16 protein-coding genes and 2 pseudogenes are annotated in these 23,577 nt (G+C 60.1%); 4 read left to right on the top strand and 14 right to left on the bottom strand.

What is annotated here, in order from left to right; all coding sequences use genetic code 11:
* Positions 1 to 126 precede the first annotated feature (126 nt).
* Together AC56QX_RS08070 and AC56QX_RS08065 are read right to left on the bottom strand one after the other, a co-directional pair.
* Complete coding sequence (locus AC56QX_RS08070; RefSeq protein ID WP_497115073.1) at positions 127 to 2,577, bottom strand: ATP-binding protein; 2,451 nt, start codon at positions 2,575 to 2,577, stop codon at positions 127 to 129.
* Positions 2,574 to 2,750, bottom strand: coding sequence for a hypothetical protein (locus tag AC56QX_RS08065; RefSeq protein WP_497115071.1), 177 nt, complete (start codon positions 2,748 to 2,750; stop codon positions 2,574 to 2,576). The genes AC56QX_RS08070 and AC56QX_RS08065 overlap by 4 nt, the downstream gene beginning before the upstream one ends.
* A 215-nt stretch (positions 2,751 to 2,965) precedes the next feature.
* Between AC56QX_RS08065 and AC56QX_RS08060 the strand changes: the two genes are divergently transcribed.
* A complete protein-coding gene (locus AC56QX_RS08060; RefSeq protein WP_497115069.1) occupies positions 2,966 to 4,561 on the top strand; it encodes a hypothetical protein in 1,596 nt (531 codons plus the stop codon).
* 249 nt (positions 4,562 to 4,810) lie between these two features.
* On the opposite strand, the gene AC56QX_RS08055 is transcribed toward AC56QX_RS08060, so the two are convergent.
* The 5 genes and pseudogenes from AC56QX_RS08055 to AC56QX_RS08035 form a co-directional block, all read right to left on the bottom strand.
* The gene (locus AC56QX_RS08055; protein WP_497115067.1) at positions 4,811 to 5,458 is read right to left on the bottom strand and encodes an AbiU2 domain-containing protein; all 648 of its coding nucleotides are present in this window, start codon (positions 5,456 to 5,458) and stop codon (positions 4,811 to 4,813) included.
* Positions 5,459 to 6,348: 890 nt separating this feature from the next.
* Positions 6,349 to 6,741: pseudogene (locus tag AC56QX_RS08050) on the bottom strand (dihydroxy-acid dehydratase domain-containing protein); the annotation flags it as partial.
* Positions 6,742 to 6,812: 71 nt separating this feature from the next.
* Positions 6,813 to 7,601 (bottom strand): hypothetical protein, encoded by a 789-nt coding sequence (locus tag AC56QX_RS08045; protein ID WP_497115065.1) that lies wholly within the window; start codon positions 7,599 to 7,601, stop codon positions 6,813 to 6,815.
* Complete coding sequence (locus AC56QX_RS08040) at positions 7,598 to 11,029, bottom strand: VPA1269 family protein (protein ID WP_497115063.1); 3,432 nt, start codon at positions 11,027 to 11,029, stop codon at positions 7,598 to 7,600. The genes AC56QX_RS08045 and AC56QX_RS08040 overlap by 4 nt, the downstream gene beginning before the upstream one ends.
* Before the next feature lie 46 nt (positions 11,030 to 11,075).
* The gene (locus tag AC56QX_RS08035; protein WP_497115062.1) at positions 11,076 to 12,539 is read right to left on the bottom strand and encodes a tyrosine-type recombinase/integrase; all 1,464 of its coding nucleotides are present in this window, start codon (positions 12,537 to 12,539) and stop codon (positions 11,076 to 11,078) included.
* Between the two features lie 175 nt (positions 12,540 to 12,714).
* Here AC56QX_RS08035 and AC56QX_RS08030 point away from each other — a divergent pair, with 175 nt between their 5' ends.
* On the top strand, positions 12,715 to 14,100 hold the full coding sequence (locus AC56QX_RS08030) for a DNA cytosine methyltransferase (protein ID WP_497115061.1): 1,386 nt from the start codon (positions 12,715 to 12,717) through the stop codon (positions 14,098 to 14,100).
* Positions 14,101 to 14,214: 114 nt separating this feature from the next.
* Here AC56QX_RS08030 and AC56QX_RS08025 read toward each other — a convergent pair whose 3' ends face one another.
* From AC56QX_RS08025 to AC56QX_RS08015, 3 genes are all read right to left on the bottom strand, one after another.
* Positions 14,215 to 14,883: a metallophosphoesterase gene (locus AC56QX_RS08025; RefSeq protein WP_497115060.1), complete on the bottom strand. Its 669-nt coding sequence runs from the start codon at positions 14,881 to 14,883 to the stop codon at positions 14,215 to 14,217.
* A gap of 82 nt (positions 14,884 to 14,965) precedes the next feature.
* Complete coding sequence (locus AC56QX_RS08020) at positions 14,966 to 15,802, bottom strand: metallophosphoesterase (RefSeq protein ID WP_497115058.1); 837 nt, start codon at positions 15,800 to 15,802, stop codon at positions 14,966 to 14,968.
* A 161-nt stretch (positions 15,803 to 15,963) separates the two neighbouring features.
* Positions 15,964 to 16,323 (bottom strand): DUF6634 family protein, encoded by a 360-nt coding sequence (locus AC56QX_RS08015; protein ID WP_497115056.1) that lies wholly within the window; start codon positions 16,321 to 16,323, stop codon positions 15,964 to 15,966.
* Between the two features lie 202 nt (positions 16,324 to 16,525).
* Here AC56QX_RS08015 and AC56QX_RS08010 point away from each other — a divergent pair, with 202 nt between their 5' ends.
* Positions 16,526 to 16,780, top strand: a complete 255-nt coding sequence (locus AC56QX_RS08010) for a helix-turn-helix domain-containing protein (RefSeq protein WP_497115054.1) — start codon at positions 16,526 to 16,528, stop codon at positions 16,778 to 16,780.
* Positions 16,781 to 16,873: 93 nt separating this feature from the next.
* Positions 16,874 to 17,119, top strand: coding sequence for a hypothetical protein (locus AC56QX_RS08005; protein ID WP_497115052.1), 246 nt, complete (start codon positions 16,874 to 16,876; stop codon positions 17,117 to 17,119).
* An 859-nt stretch (positions 17,120 to 17,978) separates the two neighbouring features.
* On the opposite strand, the gene AC56QX_RS08000 is transcribed toward AC56QX_RS08005, so the two are convergent.
* The 4 genes and pseudogenes from AC56QX_RS08000 to AC56QX_RS07985 form a co-directional block, all read right to left on the bottom strand.
* A complete protein-coding gene (locus AC56QX_RS08000) occupies positions 17,979 to 18,239 on the bottom strand; it encodes a DUF2312 domain-containing protein (RefSeq protein WP_378984734.1) in 261 nt (86 codons plus the stop codon).
* A gap of 98 nt (positions 18,240 to 18,337) precedes the next feature.
* Positions 18,338 to 18,493: pseudogene (locus tag AC56QX_RS07995) on the bottom strand (GapR family DNA-binding domain-containing protein); the annotation flags it as partial.
* A 162-nt stretch (positions 18,494 to 18,655) separates the two neighbouring features.
* Positions 18,656 to 22,114 (bottom strand): pyruvate carboxylase, encoded by a 3,459-nt coding sequence (gene pyc, locus AC56QX_RS07990; RefSeq protein ID WP_497115049.1) that lies wholly within the window; start codon positions 22,112 to 22,114, stop codon positions 18,656 to 18,658.
* Positions 22,115 to 22,414: 300 nt separating this feature from the next.
* A complete protein-coding gene (locus tag AC56QX_RS07985; RefSeq protein ID WP_497115047.1) occupies positions 22,415 to 23,533 on the bottom strand; it encodes a branched-chain amino acid ABC transporter substrate-binding protein in 1,119 nt (372 codons plus the stop codon).
* Between the last annotated feature and the right edge of the window lie 44 nt (positions 23,534 to 23,577).

The raw sequence follows: 23,577 nt of genomic DNA, 5'->3' as shown, positions 1-23,577 counted from the left end.
TCGAGGCCGGCATCGCAGAGCCGTTCGAGCAACCGTCCGCGACGCGCCCGAACTCAGATGCGAGTCAATGCCCTGACCAACGGTCGAAGATCCCATGTCCCGCGCGTCTGAGGCCTATGCTGGGACCTACTTCGGCTTGACCTTGAGGTTGAAGTTGATTGCTGTGCAATCGCAACGAAGGGCATCCGGCGCCGTTCTCGGCGTAACGTAGAGCCACGTCCCGCAAACCGAACATCGCAGGGTGCCGAGCAGGTCCTTGAATGCCGAAACGACGGGGATGAAGTCGTTCTTTCCGAAGTTCGCCCACGCGTTGAAATGCACCGCAGGGTTCACCGCCCATTGCTCGACGTTGCTTGCCTGACTCGCCTGAGCAAGAGCTGCCTTTCGTTCTCCGACAGAAGCCTTGGCGGCCTCGTTGGCCCATGACTGGGCAGCATCGGCAGCCTTGCCGTACAGCTCCTTGCTGCGCGTCAGCACGGCTGGCATCAGTTCGCCCAGCTCATACTTTCCGTCCGCGTGGAACACGGTACGTGCACCCAGGTCGTCGGCCAGCACCCATGCCACATACTCCAAGTGACGTCGCAACGCTGCCGCAGCTACGTCCGCCTTGCCTCTCGCGAGTGCGGCCTCGATGTCCTCCCAGACATCCGTGCTGCTCTCGGCGAGCGGTCCCGTGTCGACGCTCCATCCATACAGGACGAGCGATGTCTTGGCGCTGACCAAGCCATCCGATCGCATCTGCTGTGCCCACAGCCGGTCGTGGGTCGTGATGACGAACTGCGTGTCGGGGAAGTGGGCCTTGAGCAATCTGCAGAACTGGCGGCGGTGATCCGAGTCGACCGACATGACCACGTCGTCCAGCAAGGCGATGGTGAAGTCCTTGCCGAACAGCCGCTTCATCAACGCGAGGTATAGGCACACGCCCATGCCGTCTTGGTGGCCCTCGCTGTGGTAGGCACCCGGCGGATAGAGCCCGCGATCGTAGAAATTCACCTTCAGATCGACGCGGCTCTCGCTAGGCTTCAGCTCGGCAGTAAAATTGGCCTCGTCGCCTTCGTTCAGCATTCGGTAGAAGCTGCTGAAGTCGGCCTGGATGTCGGAGTAAAGCGCGTTTAGCTCGTCCTCCATCGCGGTGCAGTATTCTTCGTAAGCGATCTTGGCCATCGCGCTGGCACGCATGGCGGCCGCCTCGGCGCGCATGCTTGCCCGGTAGTCCTCCAGACGCAATTGGGCAGTCGTCAGGAAGGTCTGAGCCTCGACTGCAGCGCTCTGGTCGGGCTTGGCCTCGATCGTCCGGCGCAGTGACGCAAGACGATCGACGACATCGGATGGAAAACTATGCCACTCCTCGGTCAATCTTGCCTTCAGTCCGATTAAGCCGTCGAAGCTGCCCAGGTCGGATTTCAGACTGCCGAGCTCCTTGCCCCAGCCGTTGAATGCTTCCAGGGCGGCATTGTCGTCCTCGCCCTTCGCAAGGCGATGTGCCTGCCGCAGAAGTGCCAAGAGCGCCTCGACTTGGCTTCCAATGGCAGCGCCGTGGCGCAAGAGGGTGTGCTGCAGAGCGCCAGCATCGTCCGACTTCGTGAGCTTGGCCCGCAGATGCCCTAGGAGGTGTTCTTCATCGGGCCATTGATGGTCGCAGAGCGGGCACTCAGGGCCATCAACCAGCGACAGGCCCTTCTCAATGAGGACCCGCCGTTGGAGCGACGACAATAAAGCCGGATCTCGCTCGAGGCGCTCGATACCTGAGAGAATGGCTGTGCTGTCGCCGACTACCAGAGCCGAGACGCCGATGCTTGCCTCCTGCAGAGCGTCTAGGTCGCGCAATGCGGAGGACTTGTTGAAGGCCGTGACCTTGTCGGGGTCGGCGATGCCATCGTCCACCCTGGTTTCGGGCGTGAGGTCGACTATAGAACGGAGACCCAACACTGTACGGCGTTTGTTGACTGACTGAAGCAGCTCCGCAATGGCATTTTTCTCGCTGCCGAGGTGACGCTGCAGGGTCGAACGACTGGACGCGACCTGACCGCTTGCCGACTTAAGAGCATTCGCAAGCTTGTTCTGAGCGCTGTTGAGCGCGGTCCGCGTCTGCCCGATTTCCTCGAGCTTCAAGATCGTCTGGATCTCCTCCGAGCGCTTGCTCGGCTCGACGAGGATGAAGCGAAGGATGTCGCGCCGGGCCAACGTGATCTCAGGGTGCTCGGCGAGCTCGTCCAACACGGCCCTGATCTCGGGCTCGTCGGGAACGATCTTGGGTTTGCTTGGGGCGGACACCTTCCTGGTGATCGTGACGCGCTTGTTCAACGAGGGGATGAAGCCCTTGAGCTCGACGAAGGCTGCGTCCGGGAAGCGCACCATGTCGACGTGGGGTCCATGCTCGGAAACGCTCAAGCCCCTCGTTCCCCTGCCCGCCAGTCGCCCGATCTCGCCCGTCAGTCCGAACTCTATGGCATCGATGATCCCGCTCTTCCCGGATCCGTTCGGGCCGGAGATCGCATAGGTGGATCGGTCCAGATTGACATCCATACGACGGATGCCCCGAACTTCCTCGATATGGACGGCCTCGAGCTTGATCATTTGATCTCGCCGCCGGGCGGGGCGGTGAAAACCCGGATGAACTCATCCGCCTTCGGCCTCTTGCCGCGGCTCAAGAGCTGGCGCAGTTCCACGACCTTGTTCGCGTCGACCTCATCGCGCTGAGCAAGGGCGGCCAGGAATTTATCGGCGATCTGCTGTTGAAGACTTGCCATCTCGAAACCAAGTTTATTTCTCAACGCAAGTTGTAACCTGACGCGCGGGAGCTTCCAACCAAGTATTCACGTCGGCTAAGGCGTTACTCTGGATTTCGCTGGGTCGCCTAGGCCGCAACCGTGCGTGCCGCCCTAGGTCGGCGGCCGACAATTCGAAATCCGCACTGCCCAATGCTAGTGTACCGGCGTTGGATAGCGAGTCGTGCGGAGCCGGAATGAAGCTGAAACGACTAGAGAAGATGCGAGTTGGTGGAACGCGCGCGAAGATGCAGTTGAGCATTCCCGTGCCCAAGACACCGGACGGGCGCTTCTATCGCTACTCGCCAAACGCCGACGCCCATCCCAGACATTTCGTGATGGGGGATCGGGTGCCCGAATTCGTTCCCGACCCGTCCAAGCAGACGCGCATGAGATATGTCCCTGGAACTCTCGGGACTGTGTGCCCCTACAGCGGGATACGCGCCGACGATGCGGAATTCATGCACCCCGATGATCGTAAGGCTGCCCTCAAGGTGATCGAGCACGCCGCGCTCCAAGACATGAAAGATGCGTTGTCCGATATGCTGGCTGGCATCGCGAGGGGCAGCAAGTCGCTCACCTACAAGCCTGGGCCGAAACGAAATCGCCCGCGCCCCAGGTTCGGGCGACGCGACCTCATGCGCTTGCTCGTCTGCGATTGCTGCGGGCGCGACTACGGCGTCTTCGCCATCGCGCTCTTTTGCCCCGATTGCGGGGCACCGAACCTGGCGCTGCATTTTTCTCGAGAGGTCGAACTCGTAGATCAGCAGGTCGAGCTCGCAGAGGCATCGGGACAGGATCGCCAGGAACTTGCTTACCGACTGCTCGGGAATGCACATGAGGACGTTCTCACGGCATTCGAGGCCACGATGAAGGTCGCCTATGTCTACAAGATACAGAATCGACCTCCGGGCTCCCCGGCTGTGAAAGCCGTCGGCAACGACCTCCAAAACATCGAACGAGGTCGAAAGCGTTTCGAGGAATTCTCGTTCGACCCGTTCGCAGAACTCGATGCCGCCGAGTTGTCCGCGCTATCGCTCAACATCCAGAAACGCCACCTTATTGGGCACAATCTGGGGGTGGTGGATGCGAAGTTCGCCGCGCAGGCGCAGGAGGCGAAGCTGGGCGAGACGGTAGGCTTGGTGGCGACGGACATTCGGACGTTCGCCGCGATGTGCCGCCGCGTCGTCGGCCGCCTCGACGACTTGTTGGCCGATCAGAAACTCTTGCCTGCAGCCGATCAAACCGAGATCGTCCCGGCATCCGCGCCCGCAGCAGCGATTGGCGATCTCACTCCCGAGGGCACAGCCGTGGGAAAATGGATCTGTGCAAATTCGACCACTGGCCTGCCGGAGTTGGTCGACGAGCAGGCGTTGATCGCCGCATTTCCATCCCTGTCGGAGGACCAGTTGGCTGAGGCCGTGGCCGACCTCGCCGAAGATGGCTATGTCACGCTGTCCCACCTGATCTCTGCAAGGCTCCCGCGGGTGCATGTCGTCGAAGACCTGTTCCTCATATTCGATCCGCACTGCCTTGGACACGACCCGGTCGCCGATGCTCGGACCCTCATCCCGCTGGTCCTGTCCAAGGAAAGCGTATCGTTGCCCGAACTGCATTCTGAGAGCGGCCTCGGCCTTCGAAGGTTCAATCCCGCGATCGGATTGATCATCGCCGAGGTAGGCGAAGGGCGAGTGTCACGTTCCTGGCTCGAAGGGTACGCAACGCCATACTTCGTCGTCGCCGATGAGGATCGTGTCGCCATCAAGCGGCTGGCCCGTCGATTGGCGGGGTAAGAACTCGGCTTATTTGGTATACGCGATTTCGAAGCTAACCATCGCTCGAGCTTGAGCCCCGATTGCCCCCACGGACACTGTGCGGCAACGATCGCCTCTATCCTCCATGCAACCCTAAGAAGGGGTGGCGCGACTGCTCGTGTGAGATCCTTGCTATAAGCCGCCAGTCGGCTGCCGGCCCCGCTTGGCTGCACAGCATCATTTCAATGGACGTTCACCGGCACCCAGCTCTGAACTTCGGCTAATGGGTCAGTCTAGCTGCCCCGGAAAGTTTCTGCGGCGGCCAGTCTCGAGATTGCGCACCATGTTGTCGACGCCAATCGTGTAGAATTCGGCGACACTGATGGCGGCTCTCTGTGTCAGCTTCCACTGGTGCTCGGTGATCACTCCGATCACGGCGTTCACCAGCGAGATTACGTCTTCCGCTTCGAGCGGATAGTCGACGTAGATTCGCGACGGCTCCTTGAAATAGCGCTTGTCGAGATGAGCGAAAAACTTATCCCGGCGTCCCATGATGGCATTGATCGTGTCGCGCCGCGATTCCAGCTCATTGAGCTGCTTCTCTAGGACCTCGACCGACGGCGGTCCGGACTTCCACGTGATGTTCGCTTGATTCGTCATGCAGAAGCTGAGGAATGCGAACAAGCTTCCCTCTGCTCGGCGCGGTTCCTCCAGTAGTCGCGCTGTTGCAAGATGCAGGTCGGTTTCGGCTGCAAAAATCAGGGGATGCAGGACCGGCTCGATCTTCCAGAGTCGGTCCCCATGCATGCCGTGCTGCCGAAGAAGCTCGCGATAGACGGCCAACTTGGGTACGAGGCCCGGCGGCTCCGTGCCTTGGACCAACGTGACATAGCGGGAAAGCCGCTCTTCATAGTTCGCTTGAATCTCGGCCTTCACGGTCTCTCCTATCCCTCCCCACTGTATTTACTCGCCAGGTGCCGTTGAAAAGGTTGACGCATCTTGGTTGACGTCGTGATCGGCGCTCTAGCTGAATCCACGCCCGCTTCTGGTCCAGTCATATGGAAGTGGCCAGTCTCTATACGGCCCCAGAACTGCTGCTCGACATCTAGGCTACTGATGTCGGCTTTTGATAGCCCAGCGCCTAAAGCGGTCAGGCTGGATACGGCCCCATACTCGCCATCCTGATGTCTCTTATTGTTCCGAACGACTAGCCGAAAGCAGGCCAGCAGCCGTCGAACTCGGCCAGCATAATCCAGCTTACGGCATATGCCCGTTAGTCAATATCGGCATGCCGCTTCGACCACCTCGGTCACCGACAAGGAGGGAATATTGTAAGGACTGCCTAGCGATCCTTGGTACGGCTGGATAACCGGAAAAGAGGTTATATTCGTGCGCACGCCAATGGCCTTGGCGACCCACGATAACGAGCTCCGGCGGGCATCCATCACCAAAATGCGAACGAAGTAGCGCGGAGGGAATTCGGTGCTGCAAGGATGATCTTGCGGGCGAAAAGGTCACTCTTGCCGCCATCGATGGCAGGATCGATCTGGGGCGTTCCTAACGGCTATTGGCTCGACGATGCGCCAGACATGACAGAACGAAGGCTCCATCGACAAAATATGCGGCCGACGAGTGGATCGTCTTGCCCCAAGGCCCTCTCTACGCAATTCGCCGATGGCTTGGCCTCCGGGTTCCGCGCATTGAGCCGAGCTTCCAAAAGAACATGCCGACGAGACCATCAGGGGACAAAAAATAACCGCCTGACGTGATGGTCAGGCGGCTTAGGCTGTGGGAGGACGGGTGTTCTGAAGTTGACGCTAGCCCCTAGCCCCCATGATCAATCCGGGCGTGGTCTTGTCACAACCGCCCATCAACACGACCCCGTCGACCGGATGGCAGCGGATCAGCTCTTCGGTTTCCATGGCGAGCATGTTCCGATAGAGCATCGTCGTCGGCTTGACGAAGTTCTCGGAAAGCGAAAGGGTCGGAAGCTCGATCGGAAAGCCGCCAGCCTGGTAAACTCCTCGCTTCACGTCGTCCACGCGGGTTTTGAAGTGCGCGTGGCACGGATTGATGTCGGACCATGTGTTGAGGATTGCGATGACTGGTTTTCCCGCCCAGTCGTCCGCTGAATAGCCCATCTGCATGATGCGGGAACGATGGCCGAAGCCCTTTAGATCGTCGGGAGCGAACCACCGAGCGCTTCTGAGAGTGTCGGGAGCCTATTTCATGTCTTCACGTCGTCCTTGTCAGCGAAGCCGAGAGCTTCGCTGGGTTTCTTACCAGAATGTCATGCCGATACCTTTTCCAAACCCGCTAGCCGCTCCAGAAGTCTCATTTCCTCAGGCAGTACTAGATCGAGGCCGCCGTCTCTCTTCAGCCGCCCGCTGCGATAGATCAGGTCGAACTCATCAAGCTGGTCGTTGTCCTGCAGCCTGGCTACGAGCTTGCGGATCATCTTGGCATCATCAGGCCCGATCGCCGATTGCGCCTGAGGACCTTGCACCTTCGTAGCGAAGGATCGCCCCTCCCGGAGTGCATCGATATCAATTTCCGGATACTTCCGAATGGCCTCGCTCATGATGTCGAGTTCCCGTTTTGCCTGACGGCCCTTCGCGATCATCTCCCGCAGTTGCGCGCGGTCATGCATGTTCTCGATGCCGTCAATTATCTGATCCGTCTTGCGGGTGGTTGGGGCAGGCCTCTTTGGCCTGCCCGGTCGATGGGCTTCCGCAGCCCGCAGTTGGACATATTGAACCAACTCCTTCCAGCTACGGATGGTCGACGGGTGAGGACCAGTCCACTCCGTCGCCCCCTTGTCGAGCCTTGCGCGGAGACGGACGTACAGCCCGATAATCCGTGGGTTCAGCTTGACGAAGTCCGGATCGAATATCTGCGGATCCTCCTTGGCGGCCCTCGCACGTCTGGCCGCTGCCCCAGACAGAATCTCGTCGCATGCCTCCACAACGCGGGCGAGCGTCGCCACGGGACGGGGATCGCCCGTCCGCTTTGCTTCTTCTTGCAGTCGGCCCATCAAGGAGTCGGCAGTTACGCCCTCGGTCTCTATCTGCTGGATCATGCTGCGAACTCGATTTGCCGGGCGGCTTTGGGCATGCTGGCGATGGCGGCGCGGACTTCTGTACGAATGTTTTCCAGCGTCGGCTGATCGAGCTTGACCGCTCCTTCTATCAGTTGCTGGAACTCGCTCGGCTCGGGATAGCGTTCAAGCAGGACATCGCCGATTTTGATAAAGGCATCGGTCTCTTCACGATCCGGGAGCGCTGCCGTAAGTTCCGCGAGACTGTTCACGCGCAGCACCATCTTCAGCAGCTTCTTCATATGCGCCTCCACCCCCTGTGGCACCTCCGCCACCGATGCGGGAAGCAACCGCATTTCCTTCACCTGCGTGTGAAAAAGCTCGAATTCATGTACCTGGGTGAAGCCGTAACCGAGAGCCGCGGGGTCGAACCCGGGTACGACAGGAAGCAGCAGACTGTCGGCCGAATTACCCTCGGCGACGGCCATCTCGCGCACTTCCTGCACCATTTTCTGAACCTTCAGCTCCTTTGCCAGCTCCTCACTCAGTCTGTTTTTGAATCGGCTCTCCGAACGCTGAATCGTGCGCAAGGCGCGATCTTGCTTGCCCGTCTGCGCCTCCTTGTCTTCGATCGCCCGACTGACTTCCTGGGCGCGCTGCTCTGAGAGGCGCAACTCTGCCATGAGGTTGTTGATACGGTTCTGGATGCCCGGCAGGAACTTCGGTCCGGTGACACGATAACGGCATCCGGAACAGGCGCGCTCGCGCCACACAGGCAAGAACCGTTCGCCCGACCCCTTCTCGCCTCCTGTCGAGCAGGATCCCCCCGGGCATATTCCGTGTAGGAAGATTTCGAACGGTGAAAGGTCCTGGCGCTGGCCGTATTCGCGCAGCATGCCGACACCGACGTGGTGCTCGACGAAATCTGGAACGACAGCGTCTTTCGCATACTCCTCGATCGCATCCTTGTCTCTTGCCGCAAGCCTATCGTGCGCCTCACTACGCGCTTCCATTGCTGCCTGAACGCTCGTGTTGAGCTTGGCGCTACGCATCCCGTTATAGTGCCAAGTCATCATCGCCGTAACATGTCCAACCAAGTCGCGCACAATCTCAAGGCTGACACCCGCCTCCAGCAAATTTGATACCATCGTGACGCGCAACGCATGCAAGTCGAAGACCAACCCGTCATCGGTTATGAGCGGATAGTCGTAACCGAAGAGCTTGTTCACATCATCTTGGCAGTGGCGAAGCAGGTCTTTCCAATACCCCAACACCTTGAACTCGCTGATCGCGAGGTCCTGTGTGTTGCCTGGGTCGCGGAAGAGCGGAAAAATATCGGCGAAGAGTTCCGGATTGGCGCGGGTGATCTCCCGGGTCTTGGACTTGATTGGCTTCACGGTCTCGTGGAGAGGATTGTATTTGGTCTGAAGGGCAAGCATCCGGTAGAATGCCTCAACGATCGCGGCATCGGTCCACGGGATGACGAAGGGAGACCCGGACTTGTTAATACCGACTCGTTGGCCGATGATTTTGCGGGACTTCTTTCCGGGCAAGTCAACGAGTTGAAGGAAGCAATCCTTACGGCCCAATGTAGCCGTGGGATGGGGGTTCGGGACCATCTGCATTGATTCGCGGTCGATGATCTTCTCGTCGCCTTCACCGCTGTCTACCCATCGACCGCTTACGTGGCGCATGCCAGAGTTCAAAAGGATGTCGACCACTATCGCCTCCGCCGGCCAGAAGACATGCTCGTATTCACCCGTATCCGGATTCCTGAGCGTATGGTGACATCGGGTCGGGCCGAGGCTGCGGGCGAACGCGTAGTCTCCTTCCCGGTTCTTACGGACGATCAGCTCCCAAGCTTCGAGTTCCAACGGTTTCCGGTGAGTGACATCGGCTCGCTTTGAGTAGCCGCCGCCAATCTTATCTTGTTTGGTGTCGAACGGATTCCCTGCTTCGAAGCGGCCGTGCAGCGCGGCGAGCGCGAAGCCTTGGCGCATCTTGGTGATCGCACGATTGGGAAGGTCTGCGGGTTTGCCCTTGAAATACGCATTTAGGAAGTTCCAGAACGTGTAGGTGTTGCGGCCACTCAAGTCGTGGACGTGGTCCGTTCGCGAGATCGTCTGGAAATCCTTCGGTGCTTCCCGAGGCTTGAGCGTCATTAAGTAGATCAGCCAGAGATCGAGGGCGTTTTCGACCTGTGTGATGGCTTTGTTCCCGAATGCGGGCAATAGCTCCCGCAACTGCGCAGCCCACGACTTCACGTGCGAGGGAATGACTGTGATGGGCCGTTCCAGCATCTTGGATGCTAGCTGCGTGTTGTATGAGGTCGGATTCAGAGTCCAGTTAAAGGCATCGACACCAACCTTGGCGAGGCGCGCCCCGTTGATGAAGAGATGGGCCTCCTCGCGTTTCTTGACGCTTTGTCCCCCGTGCTCCACCGCCAGCTTGTAAACTGCGTTCAGCGATGCCGACAGAAGGTTTGGAGCGTTCAGACTCGGGATTCTTTCCTTGAAGGCGGCCATGGGATACCAATTGAACGATCCCTGACCTGCCTCGAACGTGTTTCCGCAGAGGGCCGCCGCCGCAAATGCCTGGAGCGCCACGGCCGCTCCCGTCTGCCGCTGCCCTTGATGGTAGCGGAAAACGGCATCGGCGAAGTCTCGGTGATCCGACGTGACCGACATCCTCCCGACCAACGGAACAAACCGGGTCGGATACAGGTAGATTATCCTTGACGAGTACCGGGCCGGCCAAACCCATATCTTCCGCTGTGCAAGGAACTGCGAGAACCACCTCGGCGCAAAACGGATCTTCTCGTCGACACTGGCGTGCCTGACGACACGTTGTTCGAGCTCTCCCATCTCGCGTTCGGTATCAGCCGCCAGTTGGTCAAGGAACGCCACCGCGTCGGTTGCCTCCAGCACGCTGCTTCGAAGCGCGTCCCAGCCCACCTCGCTGCCTTGCGCAACAAGCATCCATTCATCGACATTCTCGTGATCATCCACGATGACCTCGATAATTGCCTTCTGGGCATCGCGCGGCATCGCAAGAACCTGCTCCAGAATCGTTCCTTCCCCGCGCTTCATGCGCTCCCTCGCCTGGCCGTCTGATTTCAAGTCAGAAACGAGGTCGAGCGCCGCTGCGGCCAGGAAGAGAGCGGGCTTTCTGAAATGGACGAACTTCTCGCCGCCCTGCGTCAGCATCCCGAACAGCTGGTCCTCACGCTCGAGCGCGTTGCTTCCCCTAAAGCCCAATTTTCCGAACTTCTGGACGATCTCGCCGTACGGCCGAACGAGAAGGTCCTTGAGTTCGGATCTGATCTCTCGGTCGAACTCGTCCCAGAGCCGCTTCAGTTCGTCTGCATCGGGCACGCGAAGAAGCACGATCCGGTCGGTACCGTTGAAATAGGCACCCGGTGCCTTGTCCGAATGCATGAGGTTGTCGTCGTTCCGAAATTCAAGATTCATCGTTCGATCGCCCGTCGGTTATTGCTGGGTGGAGAAGTTTTCGCTGTCAGACCCGCTCTGCGGTGCTTTTGCTGACCTTGTTCATCGCGTCGTAAATGTCTGTCGCGCTCTTTCCGTAGTCGCGCTGGCTCGAAAGGCTGACGTGCCTGAGCATGAGCTGGACAACGTCTTCCTCCAGCCCGAGAACATTTCGAGCGTACCATTTGTAGTAGTGGCGCGTTCCGTGCAGCGAGGCTCCGGAGGTGTTCGGTTCGATACCTGCCCGTTTGCATGCTCGCGCGAACGCTTTCTCCACGTTCGACATCTGCAGTGGTTCTCCCAGAAACTCGCGGTTCACCGCGTTCACGAAGAGGTAGGGGTGCGAGCTCTTTGAGGTGGCTATGTCGGCGTGGAACTCGCGAATCTCGTCAAGCAATCCAGTGAACTGCGCCGCGCGCCTCCGACAGGTCCACGTGCCGTGAGAGACCAACCATTCGGCATTGAACGTCATCATGCCTTTCCAGCCGACCTTCTTCCCCTTTCCCTCACCGTCGGGGCGGGGTTTGAGGCCATATTTCGAGGCGAGGTATTCGGAACGGGTTTGGATCGCGCGCCGTGAGTCGAAATGGCCGACATATTTGGACTTCCGAGGATCGGCGAAGATCGCGACGGGACCCACAAGTTCCGTGCGAAAGAACTTCCGCGCGTCCGACGGGTTCAAGAAGTCGCACACCCACATGTTCAGCGGTTCCGATATGCGGGGACCTACGAAGGCCAGGAATATCCAAAGCGCCTTCAGCATAAAGTTCTTTTCGAGATCGATGATGGCATCGATCTCTTCAGACGAGAGTGTTGTGTTGTTGCCGTTCTTTGGGACGTTTGCGCTGGCCGCGATTCGTCGCAAAGCGGAAGGCGGAGCCGGGACCATGTCGTCTCCAAGCATAATGTTCCAACGTTCCCGATCCGCCTCGAGATGGGCCAGGAAATCGCCGGGCGCGGATGCGCGCTTCATCGTCACCCAAACTTTGGACGACGACTTGAAGGCAGCACCCATGGTCGATGCCTTGCCCGTGAAATCGCCGCAAAATCTAGCGAATTCCAGAAGGTCCCTGAATTCGGTTTGAACCCAATCAAATCGGACGGGCTTCCAGTGCGTGATCCGCCGTCGGGACGGGTCGAGCGGGTTTTCCGCCCTCGCCCGGAGATACGCCCAGACTATATCGTCAATGATGCCCTCTAGTTTTTGTTCGCCGACCGTCAACTGGGCGAACTCGTGGAGCCTTCCCACGGTGTTGAGCTTGCGGCGAATATCCGCCGTAGGGATGTACCCGTCGATTAGATTTCTCACCCAGCCCAGCGTCTCGTCTGGGACAACGACCTGGCCGCTCGCGAACCGGATAGCTAGAACGGGATGCAGCACTCTGTCCGGCCTCGTGCGAGCCTTATCAGCATGAACGTCCCGGTAGACGGAGACCGGCACGTCGAAAACAAAGTATCCGGGCTCTTCTTCGCCGACTTCGGACTCGTCCATGGCCCCTCGTCCAACTGATCGTCACGTCGGGAGGGTTACGGCGCCGGGGCTTAAGGAACCACCGGCACACGTCGTTAACGAGCCCTTTCCGATGCAGCCGTCAAATGACACACGAAGTCACATTCTTTTAACTCTCCGACGCGTAACGACCCTTCGAGAATGCGGGGGAATTTTGATGCTTTTGGAGACCGTCGGGCTCGATGTCGGGGGCTCGCCAACAGAGCAGGCCAAGCCGGAAATTGGAAAAGTCCCGCCACTGAGAGTTGTGGAACTGTACGCCGGGGCTGGTGGCATGTCCCTGGGATTGCAGAGAGCCGGCTTTGAGGTGGTCCGGGCCTATGACCACATGCAGAGCGCGGTCGACATCTATAACCGGAACGTAGGTTATCACGCCGTCATGGCGGACCTTGGAAATGTCGCGTCGATCGCGCCCGAGATTTCGAAACTGAAACCGGACATGATAGTCGGAGGGCCGCCCTGCCAAGACTTCTCTCCGACGGGTGCCAGGATCGAGGGCGAACGCGCTAACCACACCAGAACCTTCGCGCTATACGTCTGCTCCGCCGCCCCCGAATGGTTCATGATGGAGAACGTTCAGCGAGCGCGCAATTCCGCAGCCTGGGTAGATGCCCGCGACATGCTGAAGAACGCGGGATACGGCCTGACCCAGCTGGTCGTGAACGCGGCTTTATACGGCGTGCCGCAAAAGCGGAAGCGCCTGATCGTCGTGGGACGTCGCGGCGAGAGGGACGGCTTTCTGTTAGCTTCAATCCAGCGGGCCGCCGCGCCAGAACCGATGCCGCTCAGGGCTGTGTTCGGCGACCATTTCGGCGACCACGTCTACAGCCACCCTCGCGCTCCAGACCGACGCGGCGTTTGGTCGGTCGACGAACCGAGCCCTACGATACGGAATGCCAGGAGGCCGCAGCCCGCGACCTACTCGCCTCATCGGAACGATTCCAACTACAGTGAGTTGACCGGATTATATTTCCGACCGTTTCACGATGCGCGCGGTGTCTACACGTTAGATGAGCCAGCTCCGTCCATCGTCCGGACCTCTCGCGAGCGGCCGCGTTCCAGCTATATTGACAACCCCCATCCTGACGATCCGACTCCTGCAGCTTCGGCTTACATCCTCACCCAGAATGATACCTCCCGCATCCAAGGATTTCCGACAGATTGGGACTGGAGCGGCTGCCTTAGCCGAGATGTGGACCAGATGATAGCGAACGCTGTCCCAGCACCTATGGCCGCGATGCTCGGAAAGGAAATCCTGCGAAGGGAACGCGGCGAAAGCCAACCCGACGTGCCAGGAAACTTCGGGCAATGGCTGACCAAAGAGAAAAGAATGGCTTCCCAAATGGTCGCGAATGCAAAATGGAGGGTGAAACGAGCCCGCCAGCTTCTCGGCGGTCGGGACCTTCGGTGTCTGGGCGCGGAAGCGTATGCGCTAGAGACGGCGTTCGAGCGGGAAGGCTTGGCGAAAGCGAAGAGGTCGGAAATCCGGCGGGCATTAAGGCAGTTCCGGGAGTGGCAAGAACACCTGCAGGCGGGTATCTGATCGGGGGTTCTCCGCGCGGTAGCCATCCCCATCGGTCGTTTTGGATGCCGAGCGCTCCGTCAACCTCAAATCCGTGACTGTCCGACGACCGGGTGATGCGCCCGGATGTATAGTCTATCTTTCCAGCGATAGAACGAGACCGGGATCAAACGCCTCGTTCTCGCTGTCATAGCCTCGTGGGTTGCATAGGATGCGGGTCCTCCCGACATGGTAGTCGCAACTATCATGAGTATGTCCGTGAACCCATAAGGCTGGCCGTCCTTCCTCGATGATCCGCGTGAGATCCGACGCATACGCTGCGTTGAGGAGGTCGCCCGCGAACCGGGTTGGAATGGAACCCCGATGCGGCAAGTGATGTGTGACAACCACAGTCGGGATGGGGTCCGATTTCAGAGCGGATTCTATGAAGTGGCGCGATCGCTGATGAAGCCGATAAGCATCATCCGGCAGGAAGCGTCGCCAGGGATTCTGTTGCAGCGCGATCTGTCGGTGATCGCTCATCCGTTCGCGGGCATATGCCATTGCCAGCCGCTGAGAGCCTTCGATGCGGTAGTCGGTCCAGAGCGTGGCACCGAGGAAGCGAATACCGCGGATCACGACGAAATCATCCTCCAGGAAATGGACAGCAGGGAAGCGTGCGGCGGCCGCGCGACCGTCCTCCAGCCCCTCGCGGAGAGCACCCTTATAAAACTCGTGGTTTCCGCCCACATAGACACACGGCATCGCGCTCGAGATATGCTGGCCGAGCCAATAGACCCCTAGTTCCGACCGCCGCGCGACCATCTTCGCGGGTCAATCGCGTCTACGTTCGTCAACGACCGCACTCAGCTCGGACCCTCCTAGAGGTTCACCCCACTCTGGGTCCTCACGGCAGGTCTTCTGTGTCGATCACAAGGTCCCACCGAAAGCCGTTGTCGCGCTCACCTGCTACCTTGAGGTAGCCCAGAGGGTTACAGACGATCCGCGTCCGGCCGACCCTGACATCGCTTGGATGATGCGTGTGACCGCAAATCCAGAGCGGGGGAGCCGCATCCGAATTCAGGATTCCCTCGAATGCTTCCTTCGCGCAGGCGAACAGAAAATTGGTTTCCCGGCTGACGTAAGCCGAAGGAGTACAATTTGGATGGGGCACATGATGCGTAACAACGACAGTTGCGCCGTCGAAAGGGATCGCCAGCTGTCGTTCGATCAAGCCGCGCGTCAGCAAATGAAAACCGAGCATGACCTGCGGCTTCAGTAGCTCGCCGTCGCCCAGCCAGATTGTGGAAAAGTCCGCCGATTGCGTGAGTGCCGATTGCATCCGCCGCCGAAGGCCGATGTCGTTCACTAGGTCCATCTTGAAATCGGTCCACAGTGTGCCGCCGACAAATCGCACCCCTCCGAGTTCCACGATGTCGTCGTCAAGAACGTAAAGCCGACTCCGCCACGAACGCGATGCTTGAGCCACTTGCTTCATCAGAAGATGGTCGGAAGGCTTCGTTCGCGGCGGCCGGACTGCACGATTGCTGTGGAACTCGTGATTGCCTGGTACGAAAACAATCGGCAGTCCGTACCGCTCGATAAGCCACTGCGCATATTCGGCGAGCTCATCGGCAAGGCACAGGTCGCCGGCGCAAACGATGACATCGGCCTCAGGTGCCCTATCGACAAACGTAGGATTCTGCATCTCAAGATGGAGGTCAGACCAAATCCAGAGTTTCATGTCCGTCTCCAGTCATCTCTGTCGCCCGAACGCCCCGCCCTCTCGATCCGCGCCGGGCAGTGCAAAGGCTTGAATCCTTGTCTGCCGGGTTCCCGCTCGGCGAGACAGGCAACCACTGGGGGCGGGAGTGCGACCTCCTTTGCTCGGATGGGCATGCCATCTCAGTTGTCCTTCGACACGTCGCGTGAAGGATTCCCCAAGCGGTACCAACGGGACATTGATCGAGCTAGGCGCAGCTCTTCGGAAAAAAGCCAGATATCAGAGGTTATAATCGGTCGCTCGCAACCGGGCAGAAGTGGGTGCCCGGTCGAGAAGCCGACTAGGCAAGGCACGGGGCGGACAGCCTGTCGCCAGTCCTCCAGAAGCGGAGCGTCTGACAACGTCTTCTCGCTATACAGGCGTCGGCAGTCGAACGGCGAGGCCACCAGCCAGAGGTCGACGACGAGTTTCTCTAACCTTTCGATTTCTCGCCTGATGCCGTCGTAGTCGATATCGCCATTCTTGTTTCCAAAATAGTACACGGTTGGCTCTCCTATCCTGCTTTCCAACGCCGTCAGACCTGCAATTCCTGGGGAACGAAGGATTCGATCCGGGATCCTGGCGATTCGCAGCGCGCACGCACGATGTCTCTTTTTGTGCATGATTCGCCGGCTCTAGTCCATCAATATGTCACTCCATGAGCCAATTGTTGACAAAATATAACGAGCGCGGACTTGCTGCTCCATGGATTCAATTTCTGACACCCTGCGGGCGTTGCGTGCAGCGCGGGCGCTAGTGAACCTCAGCCAGGAGCAAGTAGCTGAGCGCGCAGGAGTGAGCCGCAGGACGGTCGTTCGTATCGAGTCAGGCGGAAAAGGAATCGCACTTGATGCGGTGGAAAAACTTCGGCTCGCATTCGAGAAGGAAGGCGTAGAGTTTCTTCCGTCAACTCCGGAGCGGGGGCCAGGTGTCGCTCTACGCAGGCAAAAGCTGTTGTAGCTATGGACAGCCTAGCGCTCGGCTGACCAAGACGGCGAGGTTGTGGTCGACGCTATCAAACTTTCGAACGAAGCGTCCCATCGAGATACCTTTGTGCCTGACAAGATCCCAGGTTCTGGTCACGCGGGGAATGCTTCGAAGCGAGAGCGACAGCAGCGACTGCCAAAACACGACCGGATTTTGCTGGGAGCCATGCTTTCGACTGAGGAACGGGGTTCCTATGAAACTCTGCGTGACTTCATCAGCCGAAGCGGACATCACCTCAAAGCGTCAGCGGATCCCGATGTGGTGGCCGAATACGAAGAACTCCTCTCCCGTGCGGCAGGAGCCTTCGATTAGGAGCGCCTCGAGCAAAGCGCATGCCTAGCCGTAGGAACCACAAATCCTCTCCGATTGCGTCGAGGACCATCGTCGCGAAAGATTGAAAAAGGGTGCTGTCACTGGGCGCTGCAGGCCCGCTCATGCGCCTGTGGCATTCGCATACGATGCCGACGAAGTGCACCGAGCCGTCGGCTCGTGGATAGGGAAAAGCGTCAATCCTGACCTTTCGAACCCGCAGCTCCTGTTGGCGATTCATTGAGGGAAGCGTTTTCGGTCGGAAGTCGCAGCCGGTCATCCCTGTGCAGCAGCGGCCAGCTCGCATTGCAACGCAGGGCAAAAGGCGAGAAGCAGCGGGACGGCACCTGCTACGGCCAGCCATCTGCGGTTCGGGTGCAGTTGTCATCTGACCTACATTGCCGGAGGTGCAGCAGCCGTCCGTCATACGCTATCGAGCGCTTCCGCCACCATCACCTTCACTGTGATGGCCCGCCCCGATCCTTCGAGGGGCCCCGAAGTCCGCTCTCGGCCAACTCGTCCTTTAGCCGATGCATCGCTAGATCCACGATGAAGGTCCGAGGCAGTTCCGGAACTCACTTGCATGCCATTCTGCTAAGCGCCACCGACCCGGTAGAACGGAACCGCGGCCTCCAATTCACCACCGAGGAAATAGCAACGCAAAAGCGAGATGTCGCCACACGGCAGCTCTCGCCGACACCCATCGCCCTCAACATCAAGTTCACGAAGATCGTTCCCTAGGGCTAGCGCCTTCGGATGCTGGCATCCGCTCAACCAGCATCTTGAACTGCAAACCAGCAGCTATGGGCATCCCAGGCCACGCAGAATGGCGCGACAAGATCGCTCCACAGGTGAGCGGAACTTACACCATGCCGAGCGCGGCCTTGTACAAATCGAGGATCGCTTCCTCTTCCTGCCGCTCGGCCTGATCCTTCTTGCGAAGCCGGATGAGCTGCCTGATAGCGGCCACGTCGAAGCCCGTTCCTTTCGCCTCCCCGTACACCTCCTTAATGTCGTCGGAGATCGTCTTCTTTTCTTCTTCGAGTCGCTCGATGCGCTCGATGATGGCGCGCAGTTGTCCGGCGGCTACGGTCTGGCTGGTTTCGGCGATTTCGTCTGCCATGTCGGTGACCTTCCTTGATCGTCGGCGTGTCGTCTAGCTCGACGAACTGTCGCCCGCTTAAGTGATTGATTTCGTTTCTAGGCGACAAGCTTTAGGGGGGACCGGAAGCCGGTGCCCTTGGCCTCGGCGAAGACTTCCTTGATGTCGTCGGCGATCGTCTTCTTTTCTTCCTCGAGGCGCTCGATGCGCTCGATGAGGGCACGCAGCTGGCCGGCGGCAACAGTCTGGCTGGTATCGGTGATATCGTCGGCCATGTTTTTCTCCAAAGATTGGTTCTATGCCGCGACTCGGGGAGAGACGCCGGCGAATTTGAGCCGGTTCGATGCCCGACCGGCGGCGGCGGGTCAAGCTGTTATCGAACAGCTGACCAAGGGCTGCCGACAGAAGCCGACAGCCTGCCCGTTCTTTGCGAGCGCTTAGGCGAACGCGATCAGCAGATCCTTGGCATCGATCTGGTCGCCGGCCTTGACCAGCACCTCGGCGACGGTGCCGTCACGCTCGGCATGCAGCGCCGTTTCCATCTTCATCGCTTCGATGGAGAGCAACACGTCGCCCGCCTTCACCGCCTGGCCGGCGGCGACCGAAAGTGCCGAGACCACGCCCGGCATCGGCGCGCCGACATGCGCCTCGTTGCCAGGCTCTGCCTTGCGGCGCGCCTTGGCGGCGGAGGCGCCATGCGCCCGGTCCGGCACCTTCACGCGGCGCGGCTGGCCGTTGAGCTCGAAGAACACGGTGACCATGCCCTTGTCGTCGACATCGCCGATGGCCGGGCACCGCACGACCAGCGTCTTGCCCTTCTCGATGTCGACGAAGATCTCGTCTTCGGACTTCATGCCATAGAAATAGGTCGGCGTCGGCAGGACGCTGACCGGGCCGTAGGTCTCTTGCGCGCCGGCGAAGTCGGTAAACACCTTCGGATACATCAGCCACGAGGCGAATTCGTATTCCGAGAGCTTGCGCTCCAGCTTCTCCTCGATCTCCTTGCGGCTGGCCTTGAGATCGGCCGGCTTGAGCAGCGATCCGGGCCTGGCCGTGATCGGCTTGTCGCCCTTCAGCGCCTTCTTCTGCAGCGCTTCTGGCCAGCCGCCGGGCGACTGGCCGAGATCGCCGCGCAGCATCGAGACGACCGAGTCGGGGAAGGCGATGTCCCTGGCCGGGTTCTCGACATCGGCGACGGTCAGGTCCTGGCTCACCATCATCAGCGCCATGTCGCCGACGACCTTGGACGACGGCGTTACCTTGACGATATCGCCGAACATCAGATTGACGTCGTGATAGGTCTGCGCGACCTCGTGCCAGCGTGTCTCCAGCCCGAGCGAGCGCGCCTGTTCCTTGAGGTTGGTGAACTGTCCGCCCGGCATTTCGTGCAGGTAGACTTCCGAGGCCGGCCCCTTGAGATCGCTTTCGAAGGCGGCGTACTGGTTGCGCACCGCTTCCCAGTAGAACGAGATTTTGCGAATCCATTGCGGGTCGAGGCCAGGGTCGCGCTCGGTGCCCTTCAGCGCCTCGACGATCGAGCCCAGGCAAGGCTGCGAGGTGTTGCCGGAGAAGGCGTCCATTGCCGCGTCGATGGCGTCGACGCCGCTCTCCACCGCCGCCAGCACGGTCGCCGCCGACAGGCCCGACGTGTCGTGGGTGTGGAAATGGATCGGCAAGTCGGTCGCCTCGCGCAGCGCCTTGAACAGCACGCGCGCCGCCGCCGGCTTCAAAAGGCCGGCCATGTCCTTGACGGCGATGATGTGGGCGCCGGCGGCCTGCAGTTCGCCGGCCAGCCCGACATAATATTTCAAATCGTACTTGGCCCGCGCCGGATCGAGAATGTCGCCGGTGTAGCACATCGCCGCCTCACACAGCTTGCCCTCGGCGCCGACGGCGTCCATGGCGACGCGCATGTTCTCGACCCAGTTCAGGCAGTCGAAGACGCGGAACAGATCGATGCCGCCGGCAGCCGCCTGCTTGACGAAATGCTGCACGACATTGTCGGGATAGTTGGTGTAGCCGACGCCGTTGGCGCCTCGCAACAGCATCTGCAGCAACAGATTGGGGGCTGCTTCACGCACCAGCGAAAGCCGCTCCCACGGATCCTCGGTGAGGAAGCGCATGGCAACGTCGAAGGTCGCGCCGCCCCAGCATTCCAGCGACAGAAGCTGCGGCAGGGCGCGCGCATAAGTGCCGGCAATATTGGCAATGTCGTGCGTGCGCATGCGTGTCGCCAGCAACGACTGGTGGCCGTCGCGCATCGTCGTGTCGGTGACCAGCACTTGCTTTTGCTCGCGCATCCAGCCGGCAAACTTTTCCGGGCCGAGCACGTCCAGCTTCTGCTTGCTGCCGCCGGGCACGTTGCCGTTGAGGTAGGGCACGACGGGTGCGGCCGCATCGGCCTTCGGCGTCGGCCGGCCGCGCGTCTCGGGATGGCCGTTGACGCTGACATCGGCCAGATAGTTGATGAGCTTGGTGGCGCGGTCCTGGCGCTTGACCTGCTGGAACAGCTCCGGCGTCGTGTCGATGAACTTCGTCGTGTAGGAATTGTCGGCGAAGCTCGGGTGGTTGATAATCGCTTCGAGGAAGGTGAGGTTGGTGGCGACGCCGCGGATGCGGAATTCGCGCAGCGCGCGGTTCATGCGGGCGATGGTCTCGGCCGGCGTCGGCGCCCACGCCGTCACCTTCTCCAGCAGCGGATCGTAGAAGCGAGTGATGACCGCGCCGGAATAGGCCGTGCCGCCATCCAGCCGGATGCCGAAGCCGGTGGCGCCGCGATAGGCGGTGATGCGGCCGTAATCCGGGATGAAATTGTGCTCGGGATCCTCGGTGGTGATGCGGCACTGCAAGGCATGGCCGTTCAGCCTGATGTCCCGCTGCGCCGGCACGCCCGATTCAGGCGTGCCGATGGCGAAGCCGTCGAGGATGTGTATCTGCGCCTTGACGATGTCGATGCCCGTGACCTGCTCGGTGACCGTATGCTCGACCTGGATGCGCGGATTGACCTCGATGAAATAGAATTTTCCGCTGTCGGCATCCTGCAGGAACTCGACCGTGCCGGCGCCGATATAATTGGTTTCACGGGCAAGCTTCAGCGCATGGCCGCAAAGCTCCTCGCGCTGCGCCATTTCGAGATAGGGTGCGGGCGCCCGCTCGACGACTTTCTGGTTGCGGCGCTGGATCGAACAGTCGCGCTCGAACAGGTGCACGACATTGCCATGGGTGTCGCCAAGCACTTGCACCTCGACGTGGCGGGCGCGCTCGATCAGCTTTTCGAGATAGACCTCGTCCTTGCCGAAGGCGGCTTTCGCCTCGCGCTTGCCTTCCGTGACTTCGCGGGCGAGATCGGCCTCGGCGCGGATGGCGCGCATGCCGCGCCCACCACCGCCCCACGAGGCCTTCAGCATCACCGGATAGCCGACCTCCTTGGCCAGTTTCTTCACCGCCTCCATGTCGTCCGGCAACGGATCGGTGGCGGGAATGACAGGCACGCCGACCTCGATGGCGAGGTTGCGCGCCGCAACCTTGTTGCCGAGGCGGCGCATCGTGTCCGGCTTCGGGCCGATGAAGGTGATGCCGGCTTGCGCGCAGGCCTCAGCGAATTCGGGGCTTTCCGACAGCAGTCCGTAGCCCGGGTGGATGGCATCGGCACCGGAAAGCCTGGCGACGCGGATCACTTCCTCGATCGACAGATAACTCTCGATCGGCCCCATATCCTTGCTGAGATGCGGGCCGCGCCCGACCTGGTAGCTTTCGTCGGCCTTGAAGCGGTGCAGCGAATATTTGTCTTCCTCGGCCCAGATCGCCACGGTTTTAAGGCCCAGCTCATTGGCCGCGCGAAAGACGCGGATGGCGATTTCTGACCGGTTGGCGACGAGGATCTTCGTGATGGCCAAGGACTGGGCTCCAGCAGCGGAAGGAACGGGAAATCGGAGCAATGATTAGCGTGAAAATGCTGCAGTGCAAACAAATTTGACAGATGATTCAATCGATTTAAATCGAATCTTTGCGACAAAGCCGGTCGCATTCATTCGAACGCGCAAAAAACGGCCGGTGCTGCCGTTCAAGGCGTGATCGTTTTCCGGCTAAGCCACATGTCGTTCCGCCAACCTGGCGCGCTTTAGGCGACAGGCATCGAAACGAAAAATGCCCGGCGCGAAGCGCCGGGCATTTCATATTGATCGAAGTCGACAGGCTTACATCTTCTGGATGTAGGTGTACTTGCCGTCGGCGCCCTTCTTCCATTCGTAGATGACGTAGCCGGGCAGCGTCGGGTCGCCCTTGGCGTCATAGGACAGGTCGCCGAGCACGGTCTTGAACGGGCCGTTCGCATGCAGCGCCTTGGCAACTTCCTGCGGATCGTTCGACTTGGCAGCAGTTGCTGCTTCCGCGAGCGCCTGCACGGCAGCGTAGGCGTAGAGCGTATAGGCTTCCGGCTCGAAGCCCTGCGCGCGGAACTTCTCGACGAGTTCCTTGTTGGCGGGGATCAGGCGCGGATCCGGGCCGAACGTGTTGAGCGTGCCCGCAACCGCGTCGCCCGCGATCGAAGCCAGCTCGTTCGACACGATGCCGTCGCCGGAAACCAGTGTCGCCTTGAGGCCCTGGTCAGCCGCCTGGCGGATGATCAGGCCGGCTTCGGTGTGCAGACCGCCCCAATAGATGATGGTAACGCCGGCTTCCTTCATCTTGGCGATCAGCGCCGAGAAGTCCTTGTCGCCGACATTGATGCCTTCATACATGACTTCCGTCAGGCCCTTGGCATTCATCGCCTTCTTGGTCTCGTCGGCAAGGCCCTGACCGTAGGTGGTCTTGTCGTGAACGACGGCGATCTTGGCATCCTTGAAGTTCGCGGCGAGATAAGCGCCGGCAATGCTGCCCTGCTGGTCATCGCGTCCGCAGGTGCGGAACACGTTCCACAGGCCACGCTCGGTGAACTTCGGGTTGGTCGCGGCCGGCGTGATCTCGACGATGTTGTTTTCGGCGTAGACTTCCGAGGCCGGGATCGACACGCCCGAGTTGAAGTGGCCGACCACGAACTTGACGCCGTCGCCGACGAACTTGTTGGCAACCGAGATACCTTGCTTCGGGTCGGAGACGTCGTCGCCGATTTCGAGCTTGATCTGCTCGCCGTTGATGCCGCCCTTGGCATTGATCTCGGCGACGGCCGCTTCGGCGCCCTTCTGCAGCTGTGCGCCGAAGGCCGCGTTCGGACCGGTGATCGGACCGGCGACGCCGAACAGGACATCAGCCCACGCATTGCCGCTGAACGCGACCAGCGCGGTCAGGGCAACGGCGGACAAAAGTGACTTTTTCATTTAAACGCTCCCATTAACGGAGTGGGCGTGGATGAAGCTTTCAT

The sequence above is a fragment of the Mesorhizobium sp. RCAM 06353 genome (assembly GCF_059683585.1).
The sequence above is the reverse complement of the archived record's forward strand: the minus strand, read 5'-3'. Positions and strand labels throughout refer to the sequence as shown.